This is a genomic window from Flavobacterium saliperosum, assembly GCF_900100625.1.
Classification (GTDB): Bacteria; Bacteroidota; Bacteroidia; order Flavobacteriales; family Flavobacteriaceae; genus Flavobacterium; species Flavobacterium saliperosum.
Genome location: NZ_FMTY01000003.1, coordinates 295,875 through 316,302, shown reverse-complemented (window position 1 = coordinate 316,302; position 20,428 = coordinate 295,875). Strand labels below are relative to the sequence as shown.

The 20,428-nt window shown below is 40.8% G+C and carries 21 protein-coding genes and 1 tRNA gene; 14 read left to right on the top strand and 8 right to left on the bottom strand.

Annotation, left to right across the window (positions count from 1 at the left end; translation table 11 throughout):
• The first annotated feature begins 185 nt into the window (after positions 1 to 185).
• Together BLQ05_RS07770 and BLQ05_RS07765 are read left to right on the top strand one after the other, a co-directional pair.
• Entirely contained in the window at positions 186 to 689 is a 504-nt protein-coding gene (locus BLQ05_RS07770; RefSeq protein ID WP_023577103.1) for a hypothetical protein, read from the top strand.
• Between the two features lie 39 nt (positions 690 to 728).
• The gene (locus tag BLQ05_RS07765) at positions 729 to 1,163 is read left to right on the top strand and encodes an META domain-containing protein (RefSeq protein WP_023577104.1); all 435 of its coding nucleotides are present in this window, start codon (positions 729 to 731) and stop codon (positions 1,161 to 1,163) included.
• Positions 1,164 to 1,192: 29 nt separating this feature from the next.
• Here the strand turns inward: BLQ05_RS07765 and BLQ05_RS07760 are convergent, their stop codons facing one another.
• Positions 1,193 to 2,065, bottom strand: coding sequence for a PPK2 family polyphosphate kinase (locus BLQ05_RS07760; protein WP_023577105.1), 873 nt, complete (start codon positions 2,063 to 2,065; stop codon positions 1,193 to 1,195).
• Positions 2,066 to 2,260: 195 nt separating this feature from the next.
• Here BLQ05_RS07760 and BLQ05_RS07750 point away from each other — a divergent pair, with 195 nt between their 5' ends.
• Complete coding sequence (locus BLQ05_RS07750) at positions 2,261 to 3,094, top strand: DUF6929 family protein (RefSeq protein ID WP_023577106.1); 834 nt, start codon at positions 2,261 to 2,263, stop codon at positions 3,092 to 3,094.
• Positions 3,095 to 3,172: 78 nt separating this feature from the next.
• On the opposite strand, the gene BLQ05_RS07745 is transcribed toward BLQ05_RS07750, so the two are convergent.
• Complete coding sequence (locus BLQ05_RS07745; protein WP_023577107.1) at positions 3,173 to 4,552, bottom strand: RCC1 domain-containing protein; 1,380 nt, start codon at positions 4,550 to 4,552, stop codon at positions 3,173 to 3,175.
• A gap of 35 nt (positions 4,553 to 4,587) precedes the next feature.
• Positions 4,588 to 6,222: an ABC-F family ATP-binding cassette domain-containing protein gene (locus BLQ05_RS07740; RefSeq protein ID WP_023577108.1), complete on the bottom strand. Its 1,635-nt coding sequence runs from the start codon at positions 6,220 to 6,222 to the stop codon at positions 4,588 to 4,590.
• A gap of 151 nt (positions 6,223 to 6,373) precedes the next feature.
• On the opposite strand from BLQ05_RS07740, the gene BLQ05_RS07735 reads away from it, so the two are divergent.
• The 3 genes from BLQ05_RS07735 (at position 6,374) to BLQ05_RS07725 (ending at position 9,896) form a co-directional block, all read left to right on the top strand.
• On the top strand, positions 6,374 to 6,811 hold the full coding sequence (locus BLQ05_RS07735; protein ID WP_023577109.1) for an SRPBCC family protein: 438 nt from the start codon (positions 6,374 to 6,376) through the stop codon (positions 6,809 to 6,811).
• 83 nt (positions 6,812 to 6,894) lie between these two features.
• On the top strand, positions 6,895 to 8,574 hold the full coding sequence (locus BLQ05_RS07730) for a PKD-like domain-containing protein (protein WP_023577110.1): 1,680 nt from the start codon (positions 6,895 to 6,897) through the stop codon (positions 8,572 to 8,574).
• Between the two features lie 164 nt (positions 8,575 to 8,738).
• A complete protein-coding gene (locus tag BLQ05_RS07725; RefSeq protein ID WP_023577111.1) occupies positions 8,739 to 9,896 on the top strand; it encodes a DmpA family aminopeptidase in 1,158 nt (385 codons plus the stop codon).
• A 50-nt stretch (positions 9,897 to 9,946) separates the two neighbouring features.
• Here BLQ05_RS07725 and BLQ05_RS07720 read toward each other — a convergent pair whose 3' ends face one another.
• Both BLQ05_RS07720 and trxB read right to left on the bottom strand, forming a co-directional pair.
• A complete protein-coding gene (locus BLQ05_RS07720) occupies positions 9,947 to 10,165 on the bottom strand; it encodes a putative signal transducing protein (protein WP_023577112.1) in 219 nt (72 codons plus the stop codon).
• A gap of 14 nt (positions 10,166 to 10,179) precedes the next feature.
• On the bottom strand, positions 10,180 to 11,127 hold the full coding sequence (trxB, locus tag BLQ05_RS07715) for a thioredoxin-disulfide reductase (protein WP_023577113.1): 948 nt from the start codon (positions 11,125 to 11,127) through the stop codon (positions 10,180 to 10,182).
• A gap of 163 nt (positions 11,128 to 11,290) precedes the next feature.
• Here trxB and BLQ05_RS07710 point away from each other — a divergent pair.
• Positions 11,291 to 11,365 (top strand) — tRNA-Pro (locus BLQ05_RS07710).
• A 272-nt stretch (positions 11,366 to 11,637) separates the two neighbouring features.
• On the opposite strand, the gene BLQ05_RS07705 is transcribed toward BLQ05_RS07710, so the two are convergent.
• Positions 11,638 to 11,874, bottom strand: a complete 237-nt coding sequence (locus BLQ05_RS07705; protein ID WP_074460104.1) for a hypothetical protein — start codon at positions 11,872 to 11,874, stop codon at positions 11,638 to 11,640.
• A 13-nt stretch (positions 11,875 to 11,887) separates the two neighbouring features.
• Between BLQ05_RS07705 and BLQ05_RS07700 the strand changes: the two genes are divergently transcribed.
• The 5 genes from BLQ05_RS07700 to scpA all read left to right on the top strand — a co-directional run bounded on the left by BLQ05_RS07700 (position 11,888) and on the right by scpA (position 17,090).
• The gene (locus BLQ05_RS07700) at positions 11,888 to 12,244 is read left to right on the top strand and encodes a heavy-metal-associated domain-containing protein (RefSeq protein WP_023577115.1); all 357 of its coding nucleotides are present in this window, start codon (positions 11,888 to 11,890) and stop codon (positions 12,242 to 12,244) included.
• 129 nt (positions 12,245 to 12,373) lie between these two features.
• Complete coding sequence (udk, locus tag BLQ05_RS07695; RefSeq protein ID WP_023577116.1) at positions 12,374 to 12,982, top strand: uridine kinase; 609 nt, start codon at positions 12,374 to 12,376, stop codon at positions 12,980 to 12,982.
• Positions 12,983 to 13,005: 23 nt separating this feature from the next.
• On the top strand, positions 13,006 to 13,347 hold the full coding sequence (locus BLQ05_RS07690) for an FtsB family cell division protein (protein ID WP_023577117.1): 342 nt from the start codon (positions 13,006 to 13,008) through the stop codon (positions 13,345 to 13,347).
• Between the two features lie 15 nt (positions 13,348 to 13,362).
• Entirely contained in the window at positions 13,363 to 14,727 is a 1,365-nt protein-coding gene (locus tag BLQ05_RS07685) for a methylmalonyl-CoA mutase subunit beta (protein ID WP_023577118.1), read from the top strand.
• A gap of 239 nt (positions 14,728 to 14,966) precedes the next feature.
• On the top strand, positions 14,967 to 17,090 hold the full coding sequence (scpA, locus tag BLQ05_RS07675) for a methylmalonyl-CoA mutase (RefSeq protein WP_023577119.1): 2,124 nt from the start codon (positions 14,967 to 14,969) through the stop codon (positions 17,088 to 17,090).
• Between the two features lie 70 nt (positions 17,091 to 17,160).
• Here the strand turns inward: scpA and BLQ05_RS07670 are convergent, their stop codons facing one another.
• Entirely contained in the window at positions 17,161 to 17,973 is an 813-nt protein-coding gene (locus BLQ05_RS07670; protein WP_023577120.1) for a class I SAM-dependent methyltransferase, read from the bottom strand.
• A 78-nt stretch (positions 17,974 to 18,051) separates the two neighbouring features.
• Positions 18,052 to 18,372 (bottom strand): hypothetical protein, encoded by a 321-nt coding sequence (locus tag BLQ05_RS07665; protein WP_023577121.1) that lies wholly within the window; start codon positions 18,370 to 18,372, stop codon positions 18,052 to 18,054.
• A gap of 287 nt (positions 18,373 to 18,659) precedes the next feature.
• On the opposite strand from BLQ05_RS07665, the gene BLQ05_RS07660 reads away from it, so the two are divergent.
• Positions 18,660 to 19,787, top strand: coding sequence for a methionine aminotransferase (locus BLQ05_RS07660; RefSeq protein WP_023577122.1), 1,128 nt, complete (start codon positions 18,660 to 18,662; stop codon positions 19,785 to 19,787).
• Positions 19,788 to 19,864: 77 nt separating this feature from the next.
• On the top strand, positions 19,865 to 20,374 hold the full coding sequence (locus BLQ05_RS07655; RefSeq protein ID WP_023577123.1) for an SRPBCC family protein: 510 nt from the start codon (positions 19,865 to 19,867) through the stop codon (positions 20,372 to 20,374).
• Positions 20,375 to 20,428 lie beyond the last annotated feature (54 nt).

Sequence of the window (20,428 nt, the reverse complement as noted above, 5' to 3'; positions counted from 1 at the left end):
ATTGTATTGAAAATTGAAAATTTAAGTGTTTTTCGATGTTTTTACAATTATTTCACAACCAGCATATTACACAAATCCATTAAGACTCTTTATGACTTTTTAACAGAAGTTTATCATTTTCATCAAAACAAAACCCCGAATTCCTTGTTTTACTACACAATAATTACCCTTAAATCTATTTTAATATGAAAAATGTAAACGGACTTTTAGTACTTTTTACTTTAACAACAGGACTGTTATTTACGACCAATGTAAAAGCTCAGGAATCAAACTCGCAACCCGAATACTTACACCACTGGCGTATCGGATACGGACTAAACGGCGGTATTCCCACCAACGATACTTACAATTTCAGTTTGGGTGCCGATGGCCGTTTGCAATACGATTTAACCCGAAAAACATCTCTGGCAGTAACTACAGGATATACCCACTTGTTCAGCCCTGGTGATGATGGCGGATTCCTTCCTGCCAAATTGGGTTTCAAGGCTTTTTTAGGCAATCAGTTTTACGTGTTAGGGGAAGCCGGTGGTGCCTTCGGAACAACAAAAGAATTGGGCAACTCCTTTTTATGGGCACCCGGAATTGGAGTAGCCACCAAACATATCGATGTTAGTTTGCGTTATGAAAATTACAGTGATTTCAATACCGGACAGATATCGCTCCGATTGGCCTATGGTTTTCTGTTGTAATTTTTTGGTACCTTTATTACAACAAAAAAACATCTTACCATGAAAAAGATAACCGCGTTACTTGTTCTAACACTATTGACACTTTCAGGTTGTAAAACCAAGCTAAATCAGCAATCTGCAACCGAAAGTCCGCTTAAAGGCACAAAATGGATTTTAGTTGAAATGATGGGAAAACCCATCCCCTCTTCCCAAAACGGAAAAGACATTTATGTTTATCTCGACACAAACGAAGACCGAATCAACGGACACAGTGGTTGTAACGGGTTTGGTGGAAATTATGAACTTACAGACGGAAACCGGATTGCTTTTTCCAAAATGATGGGAACCATGATGGCCTGTGCCGATATGGAAACGGAAACCCAGTTCCTGAAACTGATGCAAACGGTTGACAATTACAACCTAAACGGAAACAGCTTGCAACTGAACAGGGCAAGAATGGCACCGCTTTTAAAATTTGAAGCCGAAAAAAAATAAGGTTGTTCTTTACCGAACAACCTTTTCTCTTACTTTAACTGATCCCGATACATCGTGAAGTTTGCTTTCACTTTTTCGTCCAGCTCCGGTTCTTTAATATCCGCACGAAGCTGCATTTCTTCCCAAATGATTTTGGCTACCATATAGCGGGCCATGTCCTTATCATCCGCCGGAATCACATACCAGGGTGCATGAGGTTTCGAGGTTTTGTTAATTGCCTCTTCATAAAACTTCATGTAATCGTCCCAGCGCTCGCGCTCTTTCAAATCGCCGGGTGAGAATTTCCAATGGTGTTCTTCCTCTTCCAATCGGCGTAACAGGCGTTTGCGTTGCTCTTCCTTACTCATATGGAAATAGAACTTCAACACGATTGTTCCGTTTTGCGTGATGTGTTTCTCAAAATTGTTGATTTGCTCAAAACGGTTTTCCCAGAATTCGGGCGTAATGTCATCCACCTGTTCAATTCCCGGAAGGTTTTCATTTAAAATATATTCCGGATGCACACGCGTAACCAACACATTTTCATAATGCGTACGATTGAAAACCGCAAACTTCCCTTTTTCCGGCAACGCCAAATAATGACGCCATAAGTAATCGTGCTCCAACTCAGTGGAATTCGGAGTTTTAAAACTGTGCACCACTACGCCACGCGGATTGAATTCTTTAAAAACTTCCCGAATCAGACTGTCTTTTCCGGACGTATCCATTCCCTGCAAACAAATTAACACACCATAACGGTTGTGTGCATACATCACGTCTTGTAACTCGCTCAGTTTCGCCTGCACCTTGTCGAGTTTCTCCTCTTTATCGTCATCATCCAAATGGGTTTGCACAGTCGTTGGAAAATCGTTGATGTAAAAAGGCTTTGTGATTTTAAAATTATCCGGATTAAATACTGCCATAGTTTTTTGGTTTATATTTGTAAATATAAAAAATTCTTCCGATTGTCATTGCGAGTTTTCGAAGCAATCTGAAGCTTTTTCCTGCTGTCCACTGTATCTGTCATTGCGAAAAATGAAGCAATCAAAAAAGATTGCCACGCTAGCTCGCAATGACAGGATGCCGTTCCCATCAGGGCTAAACCAAATAACACAATCATGCATAAATTCACGTTGGAAATCCTGTTTCAGATTATCGGAATCGGTTCGGCATCCGGACTCATTTATAAAGACAATCAGTTGTTCATCATTGGCGACAACAGCAGCTATTTGTATGAATACCGTATCGATAATAAAGAACTGAAACGCCATCCGCTAACGGAAAACCCATCCGAAAACATTCCCAAAAAAGAAAAACCCGATTTTGAAGCGGTAACCGAATTTGACGGTAAAATCTACGTTTTCGGCTCCGGTTCCACCGAAAAACGCAACAAAATGGTCACTTTGGATGCAAAATCAAAGGAAATCATCGCGACGACGGACCTCAGCGATTTGTATCTGGCCATGCAATCGTTTGCCGAATTACCGCAAGACGATCTCAACATCGAAGGCGCCGCTTTTAACGGAACGGAGTGGTTTTTCTTCAATCGCGGCAATGGGGTTAAAGGAAAAAATATTGTTTTTACGGTTCAGGGCAAAAACCTTACCGAAGAATTCAACATCATTGCCACCGAATTCAAACTCCCGAAACTAAAGGGAATCCGCTCCAGTTTTACCGATGCCGTTACGGTGGGTAATAAAATGTACTTTCTCGCAACGGCGGAAAACACCGATTCGACTTACAATGATGGCGAAGTGTTGGGAAGCATTATTGGTTGCATCGACCTGTCAAAAATGAAAATCGATTTCACGAAAAAAATCACCGACACCCAAAAATTTGAAGGTTTGACGTTGTTTCAGGAAACCGAAAAGGAAATCACCTTTTTACTTTGTGAGGACAATGATACCGAGGAGTTGAATGCGGGTATTTTTAAGTTAGGGATAAAAAAATAAAACTTAGACAAAATAAAAGGGAGAAGTCTTTTAACTTCTCCCTTTTATTTACTTTAAAAGTGTTGGATTCACCAGGGATTAATTTTTAATTAATTTCAACCATTGTGTATTTTCGTTATACTTCACTTTAACAAAGTAGATACCGAAAGTATTATTATCCATACCGGAAACAATTTCTTTTGTATTATAGTAAGTTTCCTTTTTAACCACTTTTCCATACACATCGTAAATTTCCAGAGAAATCTCCGAATGTTCTTCTTTTAAATCAATTGTAAATCCTTTTGAAGTTGGATTAGGGTAAATACTCATAGATTTTTTATCAAAAATTAAATTTTCCTCTCCTAATGTGACACAACTTACCTGATTTGGTGTGTATTTATTTGTAGTTGAACCATCTCCTAATTGTCCGTAAAGGTTATACCCCCATGAAAACAAGGTATTGTCGTTTTTAACCGCAAGATTCTGAGTACCAGCAGAAATACTCCGCCAACTTGTATCAACCCCAATCTGAAGAAAAAAATTCCTTCTAGTATTTAAACCACCATTACCATCTCCCAATTCACCGTAATCATTTCTTCCACAAGCCCATAAAGTGCCATCAGTCTTAAAAGCACAAGTATGGTAACTCCCGGCAATAACATTTTGCCAATTTGTTTCTGCCCCCATTTGTACTGGACTAAACCTTTCAATGTATGTGCCATCACCTAATTGTCCATCAATATTTTCTCCCCAAGCCCATAAGGTGCCATTAGTTTTCAATGCAACAGTATGAGTAACGCTTGCATCAACTTTTTGCCAGTCTATGTCGTTTCCTATTTGAGTAGGAAAATACAAATTTGTATTGGTACCGTTTCCTAATTGCCCACTGGTATTCCAACCCCAAGCCCATAAAGTGCCATCCGTTTTTATTGCCATTGAATTAGCTGAACCAGTAGAAATCGATTGCCAAGTATTCAAAGTCCCTAATTGAACAGGAATGTTCTTCTTCACTGTTGTACCATCACCAAGCTGCCCCTGAACATTAGCGCCCCAAAGCCATAATGTCCCATTAGTTTTAAGGGCAATAGAATGGCTGTTACCTGCGTCAATAAATTGCCAATCCGTATCTGTTCCGATTTGTATTGGAGAGGTTTTTCTAACATATGTTCCATCTCCAAGCTGGCCATAAAAATTCTCACCCCAGCCCCATAAAGTTCCGTTAGTCTTTAGTGCAAGAGTATGATTCATTCCGGCTACAACATATTGCCAATCCGTATCTGTACCTATTTGAACCGGCTGGTGTTTGTCAATCAATGTTCCATCTCCAATTTGCCCTGCATTATTAATTCCCCAAGACCATAATGTTCCGTCCGTCTTGATAGCAACACTATGGTATACCTTTGCTGAAACAGACCGCCAACATTGTGCATAAGAATTTAAAAAAGCAAGCACAAATATTAAAACAAATATTTTTTTCATCTAATGTCCTTTATTTATTGCCCTAAATATAAAATCTATTTCTCAATCTCCTTCAAACTTTCCATTTTCTTGTGAGCCAGGAAACCTTTGATATCTTCGAAATGTTCTTTCACGCGTTTGTGTCCGAATTCGAATACCTTTTCCGCCAAACCGTCTAAGAAATCACGATCGTGGGAAACTAAAATCAAAGTTCCGTCGAAATCTTTCAACGCATCTTTGATGATGTCTTTGGTTTTCATGTCCAAATGATTCGTTGGCTCATCCAGAATCAATACGTTTACCGGTTCCAACAATAATTTAATCATGGCCAAACGTGTTTTTTCTCCTCCGGAAAGCACTTTTACTTTCTTTTGGATATCGTCGCCTTTAAACATGAAAGCGCCTAACAAGTCTTTGATTTTAGTACGCACATCACCCACCGCAATCTGATCGATGGTTTCAAAAATTGTCATTTCACCATCTAACAACGATGCCTGGTTTTGTGCAAAGTATCCAATCTGAACATTATGTCCTACTTCCAGTTTTCCGCCGTCATAATCGATTTCTTTCATGATGGCTTTAATCATGGTCGATTTCCCTTCCCCATTTTTCCCTACGAAAGCCACTTTTTGTCCGCGTTCAATCACCAGATTGGCGTCTTTAAACACCACATGGTCACCATAGGATTTTGACAAACCATCCACTACCACAGGATATTGTCCTGAACGTGGCGATGGCGGGAATTTCAGTTTTAAAGCTGAAGTATCAACCTCATCCACTTCAATCGGCACAATTTTTTCCAACATTTTCACACGCGACTGCACCGATTCTGTTTTTGAAAAAGTTCCTCTGAAACGATCGATAAATGCCTGATTTTCGGCAATGAATTTCTGTTGCTCGTCGTACGCTTTCTGCTGATGAATTCTTCTGTCTTTCCGCAATTCCAAATATTCGGAATACACGGCTTTGTAATCGTAAATTCTACCCATCGTAACTTCAATGGTTCTGTTGGTAATATTATCAACAAACGTTTTATCGTGGGAAATCACCATTACCGCTTTCGCCGAATTGATCAGGAAATCCTCCAACCACTGAATACTTTCGATATCCATATGATTCGTAGGCTCATCCAGCAAAATCAAATCGGGTTTCTTTAAAAGGATTTTGGCCAATTCGATACGCATTCTCCAACCTCCGGAAAACTCGGATGTCGAACGGGTAAAATCTTCTCTTTCAAAACCAAGCCCTTTTAGTACTTTTTCCACTTCCGCTTCGTAATTCACCTCTTCAATCGAATAGTATTTCTCACTCAATTCGGAAACACGCTCAATCAGTTTCATGTATGCGTCACTTTCATAATCGGTACGGATGGTTAACTGCTCGTTGATTTCGTCGATTTCTTTCTTCATGTTCAACACATCGGCGAATGCTTTGGAGGCTTCTTCTATAACGGTACAATCATCGGAAGTCAGTAAATGCTGTGGCAAATAGGCAATTACAGCATCACTCGGCGCCGAAATTCCACCCCGCGTTGGTTTGTTTTCTCCGGCAACTATCTTTAACAATGTCGACTTTCCTGCGCCGTTTTTCCCCATAAGGGCAATTTTATCATTCTCATTAATGGCAAAAGTCACATCGCTGAACAATGTGGTTCCGCCAAATTCTACGGCGATATCGTTTACTGTAATCATTTCTGAATTTAGAATTTAGAGGTTAGAAATCAGAAGAGTCCAAACCATTTTTAAAGGTGCAAAGATAGTTTAATTAGATTATTGGACAATTAGAATGTTAGATTACCGAAATGAATAATTCAGTAACTTTAGATTATCTAAAATAGTAATCATGAAAAAAATGCAATTCTCCATCAGTATCAATGCCCCGAAAGAAAAAGTTTGGCAAACCCTCTGGAATGACGACACCTACCAAAAGTGGACTTCGGTTTTCAGTGAAGGTTCAAAAGCAGTTTCCGATTGGAAGGAAGGCAGTAGAATTCATTTTCTGAACGAAAACAATGACGGTATGTACAGCACCATCGATAAACGTGTGGATAATGAAATCATGAATTTCAAACACATCGGTAATATCAAAAACGGAGTCGAATTGCCCTTGGATGCGACAACCGAAAGCTGGTCGGGTTCCACTGAGAATTACACTTTAAAAGAAGCAAACGGAGTCACAACCCTTACAGTTGAAATGGATATTGTCGCTGACTATCAGGATTATTTCAATGAAAAATTTCCTATAGCCTTAAACAAAGTCAAAGAATTGGCGGAAGCATAACGAAGCATAAAAATGTAACAATTTAATTACCTTAAAATTGTAATAAAAAGATTATTTTCGCACTGAAATATAAAATTCAGTTCATGAAGAAAATCTTTACTCTTTTATTTGTTTTATCCTTTGGATTACTTTTTTCAAATACTTCCAAAATAAACGATGATAAAATCGTTGCTTGCCCAACGGCTACAATAAGTTATAGTGGTTCTCCATTTTGTACAAATACAGGCACACCTCAAAATGTTTCTTTAACAGGTACTGATGCTTATACAGGTGGCGTTTTCAGCAGTGTACCCGTTGGTTTGGCACTTGACCCTATGACCGGAGCGATAACCCCTAGTTTGAGTACTCCGGGATCTTATACTGTTACTTACACAATTCCATCAGGTGGTAGCTGCCCAGATTTCATGGCAACCGCAGCAGTAACAATACTTGGCGATGACCAAATTACGCCAACTTCGGCTTTTATGAATCAGACGGTTTGCCTAAACCAGCCCATAATAAACATTACCGCAGCAACTACTTATGCAACAGGAGCCTCAGCCACGGGGCTGCCACCGGGTGTAACTTCAGCATGGTCGTCAAACACTATAACTATTTTTGGTGTTCCAACGGTTCCGGGAGCATATAATTATACCATTTATACTACCGGAGGAAACTGCTTTCCTCCAGCAAATTACTCCGGAACTATTATAGTATTACCTTCTCCAACAGCAACTATAGGATCGAATCAAACCATTTGCTCCGGTAATACCGCAATGATTTCTTTCACAGGAACAGCAAATGCAACCGTTTCCTATACTATAAATGGTGGAGCAATCCAGAACATTGTATTAAATTCTTCAGGGTTTGCAACATTATCTACCCCTCCCTTAACATCAAATACCGTTTATAACTTGGAAAGTACTTCATCGGCTACAGGCTGTTCAAGCCCAACTTCAGGATCTGCAGTAATTACTGTAATGCCGAATCCTACCATGTCTGTTTCATCAGGTTCCCCTTCAATATGTTCCGGAGAATCGACAAATATTACACTAACCAGTAATATTCCCGGCACAACTTTTCAATGGAACGTTGTTCAGGCAGGAGTGATAGGTGCGTCCGCAGGTTCTGGAAATTCCATTAATCATGTACTAACTGCAATTGGGAATTACACTGGACAAGTAGTATACAACATTACCCCTACGGCAAATGGTTGTGTAGGAACCCCTACAACGGTTACAATAAATGTCAATCCATCACCAATAGTAACACCGAGTCCCCCTGGCGATACCATAAATTCAGGAGACACAACCAATATTGTACTTACAAGCAATGTATCAGGCACAACATTTACTTGGACGGTATTTCAATCAAATGCAGTGGGAGCAACTTCCGGGGTTGGAAACATTATTAATCAACAGATTTCACTGATGAATACTACCCAATCAGGAACCGTTGATTACATTATAACACCTAATGTAAATGGTTGCACCGGAGCTCCAATTTATGTTACAGTGAATGTAAGCCCAAATTTAAGCGCTAACAGTTTCAATTCGCAAGACTTCCTTTTAAGTCCAAATCCGGTAACCGATATTTTGAACATCAAAAACAATCAAATTATCAATAAGGTGACAGCTTTTAATCAATTAGGACAGATGGTTCTTGAGAGAAATTACAATAACAATGAAGTGCAATTGGACTTTTCAGGTTTGAAAACCGGTATTTACTTTATTTCGGTGGAATCCGATAAAAAACAAAGCACTTTTAAAATCGTGAAAAACTAGCCCCGTCCTTTACACAACTACTAAAAAGCTTCAACGTAATGTTGGAGCTTTTTTGATTTGGGTTACTTTCCCAAACAAGATTTCCGATTTAATATTAACAAACTTTTAGCAATTTCATTTCAGAATTTTCAATAATATTGTTTGACATATCAAACAATTAAGAAATGAGAAAAAATATCATAACAACAGCTGTATTATTTGCCGTAATCACAGTGGCAGCCCAAACAAAACCACGAGCCAGAGATTTAGGGGTTCCGTTTGAAGGAACACCCGGAAAATACAACGCTATTACGGATGTGCCCGGAATTGAAGTGGGATATAAAACCATTATTGAAGGTAACGGAAAACTGGAACCCGGAAAAGGTCCGGTACGCACGGGTGTTACGGTAATTCTTCCAAAGGGAAAAACAGCCAAAAACTACCCCGCCGCCTGGTACAGCCTAAACGGAGATGGTGAAATGACCGGACTGGCTAATATTGAGGATTATGGATTAGGTTATGGTCCGATTGGAATTACAAACACCAACAGCGTAGGTACCGTGAGGGATGCTATCGGAGAATGGAGCTATAAGAAATTTTCGGAGGGCGATTTCATCGATTTCTCCTTCGGACTGCCGATTGCAGCAGAAACCTGGGACGGCTTACTGAACGACATTAACGGTTTTCACGTTAAAAAAGAACACGTTTGGGATGCTTTAGACAATGCCAAAACCGGTCAGGTACAGGAAGGGAATGTTGGAGGTGGCACCGGAATGGCGCTTTATCATTTCAAGGGCGGAAGCGGAACAGCATCACGAACCTTTACGATTGATGGAAAAACCTATACATTAGGCGTATTCATTCAGGCGAATTTTGGAGGCAGAAACGAGCTGATGATTTCCGGAGTGCCTGTCGGAAAAGAAATCAAAGACTACAAACCCATTTTCAACGATCCGAAACGAAAAGACGGTTCCGCCATTGTTATTGTGGCTACCGACGCACCGCTATTACCCAGCCAACTTAAATTGATAGCCAAAAGGGTTACACATGGCATTGCCAGAACCGGAACATTTACCAGTGACGGTTCGGGTGAAATCTTTTTAGCGCTCTCGACTGCCGAACCGGTGAATAATGAAAAAGAAACAATGCAAACCTGGAATGTGATTCCGAAAGAACATTTGAATCCGATCTTCAAAGCTACGGTACAGGCTACAGAGGAAGCAATCATCAATACCTTGGTCGCTGCCGAAGACATGGAAGGCATTAACAACAACAAAATATTTGGGTTACCGCATGATGCTTTACAGACGATTCTGAAAAAATACAACCGTTATAAAAAGTAAACAAAAAAGCTTCAACAATGTTGAAGCTTTTTTTATACAGTTTTTAGAATTTAAATACTCATCCGGAATTCCTCAATGACAGGATTTGCCTTATGAAAATCCGTTTCCTGAATAAACAGTTCCACTGCCGAACCCGAAGTTCCAAATCCAGCCAGTTTTGCCGATTGGATATTATTTTTCAAAAGTGTCTCCACTCCTGCTTCCTCAATTTTAGCCTGTAATGCCAATGCTAAAATCTCACTCCCCGAAAACACTTTAATTAATCCCATATTGTCTTTTTTAATTATTCTCTTGCCGCCAAATAACGTTCCGCATCCAAAGCCGCCATACAACCGGTTCCTGCGGCAGTTACCGCCTGACGGTACACATGATCGGCAGCATCACCACCCACAAACACTCCCGGAACATTTGTTTTGGAAGTACCCGGTTCGTTAATGATATAACCCGTTTCATCCAACGTAAGATAGTCTTTGAAAATATCAGTATTCGGTTTGTGACCGATAGCCACGAAAAATCCGGTAGCCGGAATTTCTGTAATTTCTCCGGTCGCTTTGTTTTTCGCCAATACGCCGGTTACCACTTGCCCGTCCCCTAAAACTTCTTCGGTTTCAGTATGTAACAAAATTTCAATGTTTTCGGTTTTACGGACACGGTCTTCCATAATTCGGGAAGCACGGAATTTTTCGCTACGCACCAACATCGTTACTTTTTTACACAATTTGGACAGATAATGCGCTTCTTCACAGGCACTGTCTCCCGCGCCAACAATCACTACCTCCTGATTTCTGTAGAAAAACCCGTCGCAAACCGCACAGGCAGAAACTCCGCCTCCCAGTTTCAAATAATGTTGTTCTGAAGGCAATCCCAAATATTTTGCAGAAGCTCCGGTTGAAATAATAACGGTATCACAGTGAATTTCTTTGGTATCGTTGATCCATACTTTATGAACCTCTCCCGAAAAATCGACTTTGGTTGCCCAACCGTCACGTATGTCGGTTCCGAAGCGTTTTGCCTGTTCCTGCAACTGAACCATCATTTCAGGTCCGGTTACGCCGTCGGGATACCCCGGAAAATTTTCTACTTCATTAGTTGTGGTTAATTGACCACCCGGCTGCGTTCCTTGGTATAAAACCGGATACATATTCGCTCTGGCTGCATAAATTGCAGCAGTATAACCTGCTGGACCAGAACCTATAATAAGGCATTTAATTCTTTCTATCGTATCAGACATAATCGTATTGTATTTTTTATTTTCAAGTTCACAAATGTAAGTTTTAATTAAAAAAGTTTCTCAAAAAAGATATCAGAATTAACTATTCAAAAATAAATTAGATTTATCTGTAAAAATATTTTGGAAATAGAATTTTAGTCCTATATTTGCACCCACAATTACACGGGGTGTAGCGTAGCCCGGTCATCGCGCCTGGTTTGGGACCAGGAGGTCGCAGGTTCGAATCCTGCCACCCCGACAAACAAATCCTTTCAGTTTTGCTGAAGGGATTTTTTTGTTTTCAGGAAAATTCAAGCTCGCTTGATATTTTATTGAAAACAAAAAAGACCGAAAGTTTCGCAGAAACTTTAAAAGGATTTGTTTAGCATCAAACCCAAAAAAGAATCACAGAGTAATCCTGCCATGAATTACTTAAATATTTCTTTTAAATTCATTCAAGAGAAAAAACCAAAGTTTCGCAGAAAATTTAAACATCAAACCCAAAAAAGAATCACAGAGTAATCCTGCAATCTAATAATAGCCAAAGTCAACAACAACAACAACAACAACAACAACAACAACAACAACAACAACAACAACAACAACACTTGCGTTAGGGATTGTAGTGGAAATCCTTTTTTGAAGCTCTTTTTGCTTCAAAAAAGATTGTAACGGAAAGCCCGACCCTTGTGGGAACGCCCAAAATATTATTTTAAAAATTACTGCCTTTTCTCCGTGAGTCCATAATTTTACTATTTTTGAAACCAATCAATTTAAAATCATGAAACCAATTTTCAAATTCATAACGGTACTTTTTTTATTATTATCAGCTTCCACTACATCCTTCGCACAGGAAAAGAAAACGCAAAAAGCGGTAATCAAAACCACCATTACCTGCGATCATTGTAAGGAGTGCGAAACCTGCGGACAATTATTTGAAAAAACACTGCTTCGCGAAAAAGGCATACAAATGGTCACTCTGAATGCGGAAGCAATGACTATCGAAGTGATTTTCAATTCCAAAAAAACAGATCTTACCGCAATTAAAAACGCCATTAGCAGTTTGGGCTATGATGCCGATGACGTCAAAGCGAGTCCTGAAGGTTATGAAAAACTGGACGGATGTTGTAAAGTTTAAACTATTAAATTCAAAGCATTCAAATCCTTTCCGTTTCGGAAGGGATTTTTTGTTTGCTTTCCTTCCCGATTATCGTTTTTTCAATTGATAAATTCCTATTTTTGCCAATACAAATTAACACAACATTTTATGCTGATTATAGGAATTGCCGGTGGCACAGGAAGCGGAAAAACAACTGTAGTGCATCAAATCATGAATGAACTGCCGGAAACCGAAGTGGGAATCATTTCTCAGGACTCTTACTACAAAGCCACTCACAATTTAAGTTTCGACGAACGTGCGCTGATTAATTTCGACCATCCGAGAGCAATTGACTTCGAATTACTGGTAACCCATCTGAAAGAATTAAAAGAAGGAAAAACCATCGAACAACCGGTTTATTCTTTTGTTACACACAACCGAACGGACGACACCATCGTTACCCACCCGAGAAAAGTAATGATTGTGGAAGGTATTCTTATCCTTGCCAATCCCGAATTACGCGATATGTTTGACGTTAAGATTTTCGTGCATGCGGATTCCGACGAACGTTTAATCCGTCGTTTAAAACGTGATATTGCCGAACGTGGCCGTGATATGGAAGAAGTTCTGAACCGTTATCAGAATACCTTAAAACCAATGCACCAGCAATTCATCGAACCAACCAAAGGGTTTGCCGACATCATCATCCCGAACGACAAATACAACACGGTAGCCATTGACGTGGTTCGTGCGGTAATCAACCAACGTATTTCATAAATTTTTCAGTACATTTATAGCTGATGAGAAAAGCATTTCAAAATTTAGTAACCCGATACCCGTTTCTGAAAATCTTCGGAAGCCGATACGTATTGGTGTTGCTTTTTTTTACCGTGTGGATGCTTTTTCTGGACAATTACTCCTATTTGGAACACCGGGTTCTGAATAAAGAAATCGACGAACTCGAAGACAATAAAAAATACTATCAGGACGAAATCAGAAAAGATAACGAGAACATCAAAAAACTGAAAAATCCGGGACAGGTAGAAAAATATGCTCGCGAGAAATACTACATGAAACGCGACAACGAAGACATTTACATTATAGAATTTGAAGGTGAAGCTCCTGATGAAGGCGCGGAATAACTCAAAAAACACATTATGAGCGAGAAGCTGTTTACTGAATTTGAAGACGTTTCCTCCAAACAATGGAAAAACCAGATTCAATACGAACTGAAAGGTGCCGATTACAACGAAACCTTGGTTTGGGAAAGTCCGGAAGGCATTAAAGTCCGTCCGTTTTACCATGCTGATGAGGATAAGAAATCATTTCCGGCCAATACCGAAGCGACTAATTTTAAAATCGTACAGGATATTTTTGTACACGATTTAGACAAATCCATTGCAAGAGCGTTGGAAACTTTATCACGAGGAGCAGAAAGTATCCGATTCACATTGGAAAACGAATCGGTTGACATCACTAAATTACTGACTTCCCTTCCGCTTGCCACTACTCCGATATACATTTCGATGCATTTCCTATCGGAAGAGTTCATAAAAAAGATTGACGAAATTGCCTCCAACCATTCGGCTGTTATTCACGTTTTGGTGGATCCGATCGGACAATTTGCCAAAGACGGCAACCTGTTTTCCAACGTGGAAGGCGATTTTGCCACCTTAAACCATCTGGCAAAAAGTTGTACCAACATTCAGTTTTTAAGTATCAACGCGGCTTTGTATCAAAACGCGGGTGCCAACATGGTACAGCAATTGGCGTACACTTTAGCCCATGCCAACGAATATTTCAACCGTATTACCAATTTCAACCAACAAGTTACGATTCAGGTTGCTGTAGGAACGAATTATTTCTTTGAAATTGCCAAATTGAGAGCCTTGCGCTTATTATTCAACACCTTAGCAAAAGAATACAGCGACAAAATCAGTTGTCATATCCTTGCAACGCCAACCAAACGCAACAAAACCTTATACGATTACAACGTAAATATGCTTCGTACGACAACCGAGTGCATGAGTGCCATTTTAGGTGGTGCCGATGCCGTTTCAAATTTAGCTTACGATGCCATCTATCATAAGGACAACGAGTTTGGCGACCGAATTTCGCGTAACCAATTGTTGGTTTTAAAACACGAGAGTTATTTCGACAAGGTAAACAATCCGGCAGATGGTGCTTATTATATTGAAGTGGTAACCGAACAATTGGCCGAAAAAGCGTTATTGTTATTCAAAGATATTGAAGCAAACGGCGGTTTCATCACACAATTAATCGGAGGAAACATCCAACGAAAAATTAAGGAAAGCGCCGAAAAAGAACAGGAATTGTTCGACAACGGCAAGGAAATCTTATTGGGTACCAACAAATACCCGAACAAAGACGACCGCATGCACCACGATCTGGAATTGTTCCCGTTTGTAAAAACCAATCCGCGAAAAACATTGATTGTTCCGATTATTGAAAAACGATTGGCCGAGAAATTGGAACAGGAACGTTTGGAAACAGAGAAATAATTACAAATGGAGATTTTATTCCTCATTTCTTGGGTATTATCTTTTGGATTTGCTGTTTTTGGAATTATATATTTTATCATCGGCATTACATATAAAAATTGGAGAAAAATATTGCTTTCATTATCCAGCCTTGTAATAAGTATAACCTGTTATTATTTACCTTATTATATTCTGATTGAAATAATATTAAAACCTTTCAAAAAATAGAAACTTTAATCTTTGCGCTTTAGCGGAAACAAATGAGAAAAGACATTCAACATATCAAATTAGAAACTTCTGAAGTTAAAAGTTCACAGTCACAAGAGCAAAACTTCCTAACCGCTGAAGGCATCGAAGTAAAACCAACCTATTCCGAAGCAGATTTGGAAGGCTTGGAACATTTAGGTTTCGGGGCGGGTTTTGCGCCGAATTTACGCGGACCGTACGCCACCATGTACGTGCGCCGACCTTGGACCGTGCGCCAATACGCCGGATTCTCGACCGCAACCGAAAGTAACGCCTTCTATCGTCGTAACTTAGCTGCCGGACAAAAAGGACTATCTGTAGCCTTTGATTTGGCAACTCACCGCGGGTACGACTCCGATCATGAACGTGTTGTGGGAGACGTTGGAAAAGCCGGAGTAGCCATCGACTCGGTAGAAGATATGAAAATATTATTCGACCAGATTCCGTTAGGCGAAATGTCGGTTTCCATGACCATGAACGGTGCGGTATTGCCCATTATGGCGTTCTATATCGTAGCTGCCGAAGAACAAGGTGTTGATGCCAAATTACTTTCGGGCACAATTCAAAACGATATCTTAAAGGAGTTCATGGTGCGTAACACCTACATCTACCCTCCTACACCATCGATGAAAATCATCGCCGACATTTTTGACTACACCAGTAAAAAAATGCCGAAATTCAACTCGATTTCCATCTCGGGGTATCACATGCAGGAAGCCGGAGCTACCGCCGATATTGAATTGGCCTATACTTTAGCCGACGGATTGGAATACATCCGAACCGGATTGGCTGCCGGAATGAAAATCGACGAATTTGCTCCGCGCTTATCGTTTTTCTGGGCGATTGGAATGAATCATTTTATGGAAATTGCCAAAATGCGCGCCGGTCGTATGCTTTGGGCAAAACTCCTGAAACAATTCGAACCGAAAGACGAAAAATCATTGGCATTGAGAACACACTGTCAGACTTCCGGGTGGAGTTTAACCGAGCAGGATCCGTTCAATAACGTGGCGCGTACCGCCATTGAAGCGGCTGCAGCGGCTTTCGGAGGCACACAATCCTTACACACCAACGCGTTGGACGAGGCGATTGCCTTACCTACTGATTTCTCCGCGCGTATTGCCCGTAACACCCAAATCTTTTTACAGGAAGAAACCAAAATCTGTAAAACCGTAGATCCTTGGGCGGGAAGTTATTACGTGGAAAGCTTAACCAAAGAAATTGCGGATAAAGCCTGGGCGTTAATCGAAGAAGTGGAATCGTTGGGCGGTATGACCAAAGCCATTGAAGAAGGAATCCCGAAACTTAGAATTGAAGAAGCGGCAGCGCGTAAACAAGCGCGTATTGACAGCGGACAGGATATTATTGTAGGGGTGAACAAATTCCGTCTGGAAAAAGAAGACCCGTTACACATATTGGAAGTAGACAACCAAACCGTTCGTAAAGAACAGATTGAGCGTCTGGAACACATAAAGGCAACCCGAAACACCCAAAAAGTACAGGAATGTTTGGCAAAACTAACCGCGTGTGCAAAAGGTGAAGAAGGTAACTTATTGGATTTAGCGGTAGATGCTGCACGACACAGAGCCACTTTAGGGGAAATCAGTGATGCATTGGAAGCCGTTTTCGGAAGATATAAAGCACAAATCAGATCATTTAGCGGCGTGTACAGCAAAGAAATTAAAAACGACGAAAGTTTCGAAAAAGCAAAACAATTGGCCGACGAATTTGCCAAAAAAGAAGGCCGTCGTCCGCGTATCATGATTGCAAAAATGGGTCAGGACGGACATGACCGTGGCGCAAAAGTAGTCGCAACCGGTTATGCCGATGTTGGATTTGACGTAGATATTGGTCCGCTTTTCCAAACTCCGGCCGAAGCAGCCAAACAAGCGGTGGAAAACGACGTGCATATTTTAGGCGTTTCCTCTCTTGCCGCAGGACACAAAACATTGGTTCCACAGGTAATTGAAGAACTGAAAAAATACGGTCGTGAAGACATCATGGTGATTGTGGGCGGGGTGATTCCGGCACAGGATTATCAATACTTGTTTGATGCGGGAGCGGTTGCGGTTTTTGGTCCCGGAACTAAAATCAGCGAAGCGGCCATTACGATTTTGAAGGTTTTACTGGAAGACTAAACATACTACACCCGATGAGATTTTTTCTGTCGGGTGTTTTTTTTCAAAAAATCTGTCTACCCACTCAAAATCAACACTGAACTGTCACCTTAAGAAACGTTGCCGGAATTTCCGTTTTATTTTTATCCGGACTTTGGTTCTGGGCATTAAAAAGGATTTCCAACTCTTCTTGCAAAGCATTGCTTTTACGTTCCTTTTCCGCTGCTTCGTATGCATTCATGGTCGGACCGTAGAAGTTTCTGAATTTATCCAAAAAGTGTAAAGGTGAAAACGCCGCTTCGAATAAAAAGGTATCTCGGGTAAAGGAGATGTTCTCTTTTGGAATACCCGCAGCACCAAATCGTTCCACAACATGATCTTCCACGCCCCATAACATCGGACTTATGAATCCTTCCGGCGGCGGCGGCGTATAAGCAGAACAGATTTTCAGAATTTGCGCTACCAAAGTGGGATCACCCGGTATCCAGTTACCCATGATTATTTTACCACCAAATCGGGTTACCCTTACCATTTCTTTTGCGACATCGAAAGGCTTGGGAGCAAACATAGCGCCAAACACACTTAACGAGAGATCGAAGCTGTTCTCTTTAAGATCCTGTAAATCACAGGCATCACCCTCCTGAAACTTGCAATTGGGAAGTCCTGCCGCTTTAGCTCTACTATTTCCAGCTGCCACAAGGTTTGAAGCAATATCCACTCCCAAAACATTCGCCCCCAATTGTGCTGCCGGAATCGCAGTGGTTCCATCACCACAACCCAAATCTAAAATATCCATTCCGCTGCTGACACCGATTTGACTAACCAATTTCTTTCCGCTTTCCCGCATAGTTGCTGCCAGTTGCGTAAAATCTCCCTTTTCCCACAGTGCTTTATTTGGATTCATAACTGACTGTTTTTATTTAATGATTATTCACGTATTCTTTTCTGATTTTTCTTAAGAAAACTAATGCTGCTTTTTTAACTAAAGCAAATGCACATCATACCATTTTGCAGCGAGTTTGGCCAAATCCGCTTTCATTATATCTTCGGGAGCCATCAGCATCTTGAATTCACAACTGGCTTCAAAATTTAAAAACCAGGGCTCTGCAATGGACGGAATCGAAGACGGATCGGTAACTTCTACAATCATAATGGCGGCACGACATCCTTCGATATCGGTGAAATAAATACTTTCCGGTTTGATATCTTCCATGACGCGCATGAGAATATCTCCCGCTTTCCCGTTTCGTACCATTGAATTGAAAGGTTCAATCGGTAAAATTATCGTAACTAACATTTTCATGGCGTTCCTTTTTAAAAATTCCCTTACTTAAAGTTACAAAATAATACGACTTTCCATCCTATATTTCATTCAATATCAGCAAAATAAAATTCAAAAGAATTCCTAAAGTTATCTTCCAGCCCTGATGGGAGCGGCATCCTGTCATTGCTAACGGGCGCGGCAATCTCTTTTTAGATTGCTTCCTTCGCAATGACAGATACAGCGGACAGCAGGAACCGACGCTAAAAAAACGCCAGAAGTGGTGCTCCAAAAAAATCCGTAAATTTACGCTCCTTAAAAACACAAGCATGTCGAAACTACCCCATATAACCACCAGTATTTTTTCCGTGATGTCGCAATTGGCCAACGAATATGGTGCGATTAACCTCTCACAGGGATTTCCGAATTTTCCTGTGGATGAGCGCCTCTTACAGATTTCGGAACGCCTGCTTCGCGAGAACATTCACCAATATACCCCGATGGCGGGATTGCCTTCGTTGTTGGAGAAAATTGCGGGGTTGACCTTAAAACAGTATCAGCGAAAAGTAAATACCGCAACTGAAATACTGGTTACGGCCGGAGCAACTCAGGGCGTTTTTACGGCAATCAATACGTTTGTGAATAAAGGCGACGAGGTGCTTATTCTGGATCCGAGTTATGACAGTTACGAGCCTTCGGTTTTGGTGGCAAGCGGTGTTCCGGTGCGCATTTCGCTGAATGACGATTTTTCGCCCAACTTTAACCGTATTGAAGCGGCGTTGTCTTCAAAAACCAAAATGATGGTCATCAACAATCCGCACAACCCGACGGGAAGAATCTGGACCGATGCCGAATTTGAAGCGTTGGAACTGCTCTTGGAAAAACATCCGCAGGTGCTGATTTTAGGAGATGAAGTCTATGAATATATCTCATTTTCGCACCCACACATTTCGTTCCATACGCGTCCGAAGTTGGTTGACAGAACGATTATCGCTTCGTCTTTCGGAAAATCACTGCACGTTACCGGTTGGAAAGTCGGTTATCTCATCGCACCGGAAAAGCTGATGGCGGAAATGAAAAAAGTGCATCAGTTTTTGGTGTTCAGTGTCAACAGTTTTTCACAACACGCCATATCCGAGTATTTGGACGTAGTGGATTTTAACGCCGTTTCGAGAATGTACCGACAGAAACGGGATTTGTTCCAAAGTCTGATTCAAAACAGTCGCTTCGAATTACTGCCTTGCGACGGAACGTATTTTCAGGTAGTGAATTACAATAAAATCAGTACACAGAATGATGTGGATTTTGCCAAGGAACTGATTACCAAACACGGGGTGGCGGCGATTCCGATTTCGGTATTTTACAACGATGCCACCGACAGGCACATGCTGCGATTTTGCTTCGCCAAGACAGAGGAAACGTTGATTGCGGCCGCGGAGAAGTTGAATAGTATTTAATTTTCGACAAGCGGCACTTTCTGAGTATTCGTTTCCTGATGTTTTTTTCTTACCTTTAAGAACATCAAAAAAACACTATGTCGCAACACAACATTTTCAGAGAGCAGGAACTCATTATCACCCGAACTTTTAAAGCGCCGAAAAATCTGGTTTTTAAAGCCTGGTCGGAAGCCGAACGACTGGAACAATGGTGGGGTCCGAAAGGTTTTTCGTTACTAGTCGAGCACTTGGAATTCCATCCGGAAGACGTTTTTCATTACTGCATTCAATCGCCGGACGATTTGAAAATGTGGGGGAAATTTGTGTATAAAACAATCGAACCCAATACCAAAATCGTGTTTCTGAATTCTTTTACGGATGAAAACGCGAACACCATTCGGGCGCCTTTCAGCGAAACCTGGCCGTTGGAAATGTACAATAAGCTGACTTTCGAAGAAACCAACGGAAATACCACGATACAGCTTCATATTTCACCCTACAATGCCTCCGAAGCGGAAGTGAATACTTTCGGTGAAAACCACGAAAATATGGAAATCGGTTTCACAGGTACTTTTGACCGATTGGAAGATTACCTGCTCAAAAATTAATTTATCTATTATGCGTGCATATAAAATTTAATTATCTTTACGATTCTAAAAACC

Bases quoted from the DNA above. Each gene is read 5' to 3' on its own strand.
- BLQ05_RS07770 (WP_023577103.1), top strand. From the start codon at position 186: ATGAAAAATGTAAACGGACTTTTAGTACTTTTTACTTTAACAACAGGA.
- BLQ05_RS07765 (WP_023577104.1), top strand. From the start codon at position 729: ATGAAAAAGATAACCGCGTTACTTGTTCTAACACTATTGACACTTTCA.
- BLQ05_RS07760 (WP_023577105.1), bottom strand. From the start codon at position 2,065: ATGGCAGTATTTAATCCGGATAATTTTAAAATCACAAAGCCTTTTTAC.
- BLQ05_RS07750 (WP_023577106.1), top strand. From the start codon at position 2,261: ATGCATAAATTCACGTTGGAAATCCTGTTTCAGATTATCGGAATCGGT.
- BLQ05_RS07745 (WP_023577107.1), bottom strand. From the start codon at position 4,552: ATGAAAAAAATATTTGTTTTAATATTTGTGCTTGCTTTTTTAAATTCT.
- BLQ05_RS07740 (WP_023577108.1), bottom strand. From the start codon at position 6,222: ATGATTACAGTAAACGATATCGCCGTAGAATTTGGCGGAACCACATTG.
- BLQ05_RS07735 (WP_023577109.1), top strand. From the start codon at position 6,374: ATGAAAAAAATGCAATTCTCCATCAGTATCAATGCCCCGAAAGAAAAA.
- BLQ05_RS07730 (WP_023577110.1), top strand. From the start codon at position 6,895: ATGAAGAAAATCTTTACTCTTTTATTTGTTTTATCCTTTGGATTACTT.
- BLQ05_RS07725 (WP_023577111.1), top strand. From the start codon at position 8,739: ATGAGAAAAAATATCATAACAACAGCTGTATTATTTGCCGTAATCACA.
- BLQ05_RS07720 (WP_023577112.1), bottom strand. From the start codon at position 10,165: ATGGGATTAATTAAAGTGTTTTCGGGGAGTGAGATTTTAGCATTGGCA.
- trxB (WP_023577113.1), bottom strand. From the start codon at position 11,127: ATGTCTGATACGATAGAAAGAATTAAATGCCTTATTATAGGTTCTGGT.
- BLQ05_RS07700 (WP_023577115.1), top strand. From the start codon at position 11,888: ATGAAACCAATTTTCAAATTCATAACGGTACTTTTTTTATTATTATCA.
- udk (WP_023577116.1), top strand. From the start codon at position 12,374: ATGCTGATTATAGGAATTGCCGGTGGCACAGGAAGCGGAAAAACAACT.
- BLQ05_RS07690 (WP_023577117.1), top strand. From the start codon at position 13,006: ATGAGAAAAGCATTTCAAAATTTAGTAACCCGATACCCGTTTCTGAAA.
- BLQ05_RS07685 (WP_023577118.1), top strand. From the start codon at position 13,363: ATGAGCGAGAAGCTGTTTACTGAATTTGAAGACGTTTCCTCCAAACAA.
- scpA (WP_023577119.1), top strand. From the start codon at position 14,967: ATGAGAAAAGACATTCAACATATCAAATTAGAAACTTCTGAAGTTAAA.
- BLQ05_RS07670 (WP_023577120.1), bottom strand. From the start codon at position 17,973: ATGAATCCAAATAAAGCACTGTGGGAAAAGGGAGATTTTACGCAACTG.
- BLQ05_RS07665 (WP_023577121.1), bottom strand. From the start codon at position 18,372: ATGAAAATGTTAGTTACGATAATTTTACCGATTGAACCTTTCAATTCA.
- BLQ05_RS07660 (WP_023577122.1), top strand. From the start codon at position 18,660: ATGTCGAAACTACCCCATATAACCACCAGTATTTTTTCCGTGATGTCG.
- BLQ05_RS07655 (WP_023577123.1), top strand. From the start codon at position 19,865: ATGTCGCAACACAACATTTTCAGAGAGCAGGAACTCATTATCACCCGA.